This is a genomic window from Pedobacter sp. (assembly GCF_040513095.1).
Lineage (GTDB): Bacteria > Bacteroidota > Bacteroidia > Sphingobacteriales > Sphingobacteriaceae > Pedobacter.
The window spans coordinates 1-6,270 of sequence record NZ_JBEVDX010000139.1; the positions used below are offsets into that span (position 1 = coordinate 1).

8 protein-coding genes are annotated in these 6,270 nt (G+C 39.3%); 2 read left to right on the top strand and 6 right to left on the bottom strand.

Annotated elements, in window-relative coordinates:
- Positions 1-192: 192 nt before the first annotated feature.
- A complete protein-coding gene (nusA, locus tag ABWY16_RS15685) occupies positions 193-1,428 on the bottom strand; it encodes a transcription termination factor NusA (RefSeq protein ID WP_090555589.1) in 1,236 nt (411 codons plus the stop codon).
- A 2-nt stretch (positions 1,429-1,430) separates the two neighbouring features.
- Positions 1,431-1,895 carry a ribosome assembly cofactor RimP gene (gene rimP, locus ABWY16_RS15690; RefSeq protein WP_353905595.1) on the bottom strand — a complete coding sequence of 155 codons (465 nt, stop codon included), beginning with the start codon at positions 1,893-1,895 and terminating at the stop codon, positions 1,431-1,433.
- Between the two features lie 277 nt (positions 1,896-2,172).
- Between rimP and ABWY16_RS15695 the strand changes: the two genes are divergently transcribed.
- Complete coding sequence (locus tag ABWY16_RS15695; protein ID WP_353905596.1) at positions 2,173-3,111, top strand: Rpn family recombination-promoting nuclease/putative transposase; 939 nt, start codon at positions 2,173-2,175, stop codon at positions 3,109-3,111.
- Between the two features lie 40 nt (positions 3,112-3,151).
- Here ABWY16_RS15695 and ABWY16_RS15700 read toward each other — a convergent pair whose 3' ends face one another.
- Complete coding sequence (locus tag ABWY16_RS15700; RefSeq protein ID WP_353905597.1) at positions 3,152-3,586, bottom strand: hypothetical protein; 435 nt, start codon at positions 3,584-3,586, stop codon at positions 3,152-3,154.
- Between the two features lie 18 nt (positions 3,587-3,604).
- Between ABWY16_RS15700 and ABWY16_RS15705 the strand changes: the two genes are divergently transcribed.
- The gene (locus ABWY16_RS15705) at positions 3,605-3,949 is read left to right on the top strand and encodes a phage holin family protein (protein WP_353905598.1); all 345 of its coding nucleotides are present in this window, start codon (positions 3,605-3,607) and stop codon (positions 3,947-3,949) included.
- Positions 3,950-4,151: 202 nt separating this feature from the next.
- Here the strand turns inward: ABWY16_RS15705 and ABWY16_RS15710 are convergent, their stop codons facing one another.
- From ABWY16_RS15710 to ABWY16_RS15720, 3 genes are all read right to left on the bottom strand, one after another.
- Positions 4,152-5,291 carry an acyl-CoA dehydrogenase gene (locus ABWY16_RS15710; protein WP_353905599.1) on the bottom strand — a complete coding sequence of 380 codons (1,140 nt, stop codon included), beginning with the start codon at positions 5,289-5,291 and terminating at the stop codon, positions 4,152-4,154.
- A gap of 114 nt (positions 5,292-5,405) precedes the next feature.
- A complete protein-coding gene (gene panD, locus ABWY16_RS15715; RefSeq protein WP_353905600.1) occupies positions 5,406-5,756 on the bottom strand; it encodes an aspartate 1-decarboxylase in 351 nt (116 codons plus the stop codon).
- Positions 5,757-5,800: 44 nt separating this feature from the next.
- The coding region (locus ABWY16_RS15720) for a pantoate--beta-alanine ligase (RefSeq protein ID WP_353905601.1) at positions 5,801-6,270 on the bottom strand (470 nt) is incomplete at its 5' end.

The following is a 6,270-nucleotide window of genomic DNA, read 5'->3' on the forward strand; positions in this document are numbered from 1 at the left end:
TTAACTGCTTTGAATAAAATTATTGGTTTGTCGTCTGACATTGATCTCCTATTTTTACTTAATTCTTATACAAAAGTAACGTTTATTCTTGTTTTTTCATCAGTACAAATTGTTTTTTATCAGTATGAAGATCGCAAATTCCATGCAATCTTCATCCGTATATATTTGTTTTTTTATTGATCAAGTTAACGTTTACTCAAATTCTGACTGAAGGATACTAATGACTTCTTTAATCGTCTCTTCTTCCAGGTCAGTTCTTTTTACTAATTCATCTACTGACAAAGCCAGTACACTTCTTGCTGTATCACAGCCGATGGCTTTCAGCTCATCAATGATCCAGCTATCGATTTCATCTGAGAATTCTTCAATATCCACATCCTCATCTTCTTCTCCGGCTTCACGGTAAACATCAATTTCATAACCGGTTAATTTACCGGCAAGTTTGATATTGTGACCACCACGGCCAATTGCGAGTGAAACCTGATCGGGCTTCAGATATACCGAAGCATGTTTGGTAACATCATCCAGTTTTATCGAAGTGATCTTGGCAGGACTCAATGCCCTGGTGATATATAATGATATGTTGTTGGTGAAATTGATAACATCAATGTTTTCATTTTTCAGCTCTCTAACGATACCGTGGATACGTGATCCTTTCATACCAACACATGCTCCAACCGGATCAATTCTGTCATCGTATGATTCTACAGCTACTTTGGCACGTTCACCCGGTTCACGTACAATCTTTTTGATAGTAATTAAACCATCAAAGATCTCAGGAACCTCAATTTCAAATAAACGCTGCAGGAATTCAGGAGCGATCCTTGAAATAATGATCTTAGGCGTACTGTTCATCATATCCACTTTCAGGATCACCGCACGTACGGTATCACCTTTTTTGAAATAATCAGCAGGAATCTGTTCAGTCTTAGGCATCATCAACTCATTGCCTTCATCATCCAGAACCAATGTTTCTTTTTTCCAAACCTGGTAAACCTCTCCTGTTACAATCTCTCCAACCCTGTCTTTATATTTCTTAAAGATTTCGTCTTTCTCTAATTCCAGTACTTTGGAAACAAGCGTCTGGCGTGCCGCTAAAATAGCGCGTCTTCCAAAGCTCTCTAAAGTGATCTGCTCAATGTAGTCGTCTCCAACTTCCATATCTGCATCCAATTGTTTCACCTCTGCCAGTTCAATTTCCAGATCATCATCTTCAGAAAAGCCATCCTCCATTACTTTTCTTGTACGCCAGATCTCCAAATCACCGTTATCAGGGTTTACAATCACATCACAATTCTCATCAGTACCATATTTCTTACGCAGCATACTGCGAAATACCTCTTCCAGCACACTGATCACCGTAGGACGGTCGATGTTCTTGAATTCTTTGAATTCTTGAAATGAATCGATTAAATTAATATTGCTCATTTTTATTTAAATGAAATTAAAACCTTTGTTTCTATTATTTTATCAAAGTCAATACTGGTTTCCACCAGCTGTGCCTTTTTACCCTTTTCTTTTACTTTAGCCTCAATGGTAATTGCCGTATCATTCATTTCCAGCAATTTACCTTCCAGTATCTCACCGCCGGCAAGTTTCACGCTTAGCTCACGGCCAATATTTTTCTGATATTGTCTTTTCAGCTTTAAAGGTTCACCAACACCAGGAGACGAGACTTCAAGATTATACGCTTTTTCTATCGTGTTCTCTTCTTCCAGATGAAATCCAACATGTCTGCTGATCGCGGCGCAATCCTGTATACTGATTCCTTCATCGCCATCCACATGAATTATAAGTTTGTTGTTCGGTAACATTTTTACCTCAACTAAAAATAACTCCGGTCTGTCCGAAATCTTTTCCTCAATTAATTCTATTACTCTCTTCTCTGCTTGCATAAACCAATTTGCCGATAAAAGAAAAGAGGGGACATCTGCCCCCTCTTACCCTCTATTTCAGTGCAAATGTAAGAATTTTATTTCAAAAATAAAAATGCCTTTTATATCCGTAAGTCATTCAGTGTGTATTGTCTAATTTACAAATTCATTTCTAAATTCTGATAGATCCGTTTAAAAGTTTTTTAATTAGTCAAAACTTGTTAATCATCATCAAAATTTAATTTTAAATATATTAAATTAACTTATTAAGTTTGCTTATTAATAATTTAACAAACTCATGATACAGTCAACAACACGATTTATTGACCCCTTAAGTGATTTTGGATTTAAACATATATTTGGTTCTGAGTCTAATAAGGATGTATTGATTAATTTCCTAAATCAGTTACTGTATGGTCAAAAAGAAATTAAGGACCTAACTTATGGTCCAACTGAACACGCGGGGAGTAACAAGTATACCAAAAAAGTATTCTTCGACTTTCTCTGTACCGGCTGTAATGGTGAGCAATTCATAATTGAGATGCAGAGGGCAGAACAAAAGAATTTCAGGGACCGCGCAGTATTTTATACATCGCGACTAATTAATGATCAATTACCAAAAGGAAGCAGCCATTGGAATATTGAATTAAAGGAAGTATTCCTGGTAGCTATTCTTGATTTTAATTTCAAAGACAGTCCACAAACCCAGTATCTGCATAATGTGTCGCTAACCAACACCTACACTGGAGAAATTTTTTACCACAAGTTGAACTATAAATTTTTAGAATTACCTAAATTTGTAAAGACAGAAGCCGAACTGGAAACAGATCTTGACCGCTGGCTGTTCCTGTTTAAACATATGAGTAATTTGAAGAGCGATTCTATTGCTTTCAACAAGGGTATTTTTCAGAAAGTACTTAAGATCGCCGAAATTAGCAACTTAACTAAGGAGGAGAAAGAAATGTATGATTCGAATTTAAAAGCTCAGTGGGATTATGAAAATTCTATTGCATATGCGAAGGAAAGAGCTGCGGAAGAAGGATTGAAAGAAGGCCTTGAGCAAGGAATTGAACGAGGAATTGAACGAGGCATTGAGCAGGGCATTGAGCAAGGCATTGAGCAAGGCCGGCGTAAAAAAGCAATGGAGATCGCTTCTCAGATGAAACAGGAAAAAATGCCTATAGATATGATTGCCCGACTGACTCAGCTTTCAGCTTTGGAAATAGAGACCTTATAAGCGATTTTGAATGGCCAGCTTAAACTGCTGTATCTAATTATCAGCGGGTGAGAACTACTGTTTGCGGTTTTACCTTATTATCCAGCTTACCTGTCAGCATCATAGCTGCGTTACCAAATTTAGCATTGAGGTAAGAAACGACCTGATAACTTTTCCCCTTTGAAAATGTCACCAATGGGGTAAAAACTATAGTACTGTCTGACATAGCCAGCCGACCTGGAAACTCATGTTCGAAAGCTAAAGGATTATTTTCACCAGTCATTTCCATGACAGAAAGTACAGATGAGTAAGATGTATCAATACCAGAAGTATTCCTGAGCTCCAACAGACCTGCAGCGTCGATCCTGGAAAACACTATACCACTACTGTCCGGCGAAAACCTGATCATTACTGGCTTATTATTTGCAGGCGAACAGGAAATCAAACAAACCACTAAAACGAATACCAGTGGTAAAATAATCAGGTATTTATACATTTTATAAAATTAAACATTATGAGGTTTATTATTGAAATTTTATTGATGGGCCTCGCTATGTTGCTGGGCGCATATCTTGTGCCAGGAGTACATATTGCTGGTTTTGGAACGGCAATTATAGCAGCAATTCTGATAGCACTTGCAAATGCTACTATTGGAATGATACTTAGGCTACTTACGTTTCCTATTAACTTCCTTACCCTCGGTTTAATGTCTTTTATTATCACTGTTCTGATGATCCTTTTGGTAGACAGCATAATGTCAGGTTTCAATACGAGCGGTTTCTTTGCAGCCGCATTTTTGGCAATTGTTGTTGCCTTAATCAAAGCTGTATTTGGTGCTATTGCAGGAAGCGATGATTAATATCAGCAAATAGCACATATAAAGGGCTTTCTACTAACTTTGTTCCGTAGTTCACCGTAGACAAGAGCACTACAACTGCACTACTAGAGCACCATTATACAGGTAATGGTGCTGTAGTGCAGTTGTAGTGCAGTAAAAGTGCATATGAGTAAATCAAACCACGAGTAGAAATAAATTCAATCTGAGTGATGTATCAAAAATCTTATTTCAGAATTTCCCTGGAAATCACCAGTTGCTGGATCTCAGAAGTCCCCTCATAGATCTGGGTGATTTTAGCATCACGCATTAAACGCTCAACGTGGTATTCTTTAACAAATCCGTATCCGCCATGAACCTGAACTGCTTCAACAGTCACATCCATTGCTACTTTGGATGCGTATAATTTGGCCATTGAACCGGCAAGTGTGTAAGAAAGTCCCTGATCTTTAAGCCAGGCTGCTTTGTAAACGAGCATTCTTGCAGCTTCAATCTGAGTAGCCATATCCGCCAGTTTAAAGGCGATTGCCTGATGATCAGAAATGGGCTTTCCAAATGATTTTCTTTGTTTGGCATAAGCCAGGGCCAGTTCATAAGCACCTGCAGCAATACCAAGTGCCTGTGCAGCTATCCCTATACGCCCTCCTTCGAGGGTTTTCATGGCAAACTTAAAACCGAACCCATCTTCGCCGATCCTGTTTTCCTTTGGAACTTTCACATCATCAAACATCAGGGAGTGTGTATCTGAACCACGGATGCCCATCTTGTTCTCCTTGGGCCCAACGGTAAATCCTTCCATGCCCTTTTCCACGATAAAAGCATTGATCCCTTTATGTTTAAGTTCAGGATGGGTTTGGGCAATCACAAGGTATGTAGAGGCAGTACCACCATTCGTTATCCAGTTCTTTGTGCCGTTTAACAGGTAGTGGTCCCCCTTATCCTCGGCGGTAGTATGCTGCGAAGTTGCATCAGATCCCGCTTCGGGCTCAGAAAGACAAAATGCACCGATCTGCAGCCCGGATGCCAGAGGCACCAGATATTTTTGCTTTTGCAATTCAGAACCATAGGCTTCCAGTCCGTAACAAACCAGGGAATTATTAACAGATACAACTACTGAAGATGAGGCGTCAATTTTGGAAAGTTCTTCCATAACCAGCACATAAGACAATGCATCAAGTCCGCTACCGCCATATTTCTCAGCAACCATCATCCCTAAAAAGCCCAGCTCGCCCAGTTTCCCTACCTGTTCAGCCGGAAATTTTTGATGCTCGTCCCTTTCAATCACACCGGGCTTCAGTTCATTCTGCGCGAAATCCCTGGCGGCCTGCCGAATCATCAATTGTTCTTCACTTAATTGAAATAGCATAATAATTATATCTGGTAAAATACATTTAACCAAATTTAGTATTTCCAAATGGAATTACTATGGTTGCATAGTATTTTTACAGCAAGCTTATTAAACTGAAAATTAATTAAGAATTTATTTTAAAAGGCGATTGTTGTCATCGGGAAAAACCAGGACAGGATTGTACTTTTTAGCCTCCTCAATAGGAAGAGAACCATAGGACATAATAATTAATATATCCCCTACCTGAACTAACCTGGCAGTTGCGCCATTAAGGCATACTGTACCAGTGCCCCGCTCACCTTTGATCACATAGGTTTCAAACCTTGCGCCATTGTTATTATTAACGATCTGCACCTTTTCATTGGCTATGATCTGGGCAGCATCCATCAGGTCCTCATCGATAGTAATACTGCCTACATAATTCAATTCAGCCTGTGTTACCCTAACACGGTGTATTTTCGATTTTAATATCTCGATAATCATGAGGCAAAGTTAGATAAAGTTTGTTTGATTTATTCTAAATGATGTCAGTTAAGGATCATGTTATCAATCAGGCGGGTTTCACCTACCTTGGCAGCAACCAGGGCAACCAGTTGTTTCGAATCCTTTTCGCATTCAGGAAGAAGGGTTTCTGTATCGGCTATTGTAAAGTAATCAAGCGTAACTCCTTCGGTCGCATTGATCATCTGCTTAGCCTTATCAAGAAGATCATCGATGCTGTCAGTAGCAAAATGATCTGTTACATACTGTAGCGCGCGACTAAGAACGAGTGCATTCTTTCTGTCGGCAGCCGATAAGTGGATATTCCTGGAGCTCATCGCCAGACCGTCTTCTTCCCTGATGATGGGGCAGGATATGATTTGTAAGCCAAGGCCAAAATACGCAACCATATTACGGATCATCAGCACCTGCTGAAAATCTTTCTGTCCAAAAAAGGCCAGGTCTGGGTCTACCGCATCAAACAGCTTTTTTACAATCTGGGTGACGCCCTGGTAAT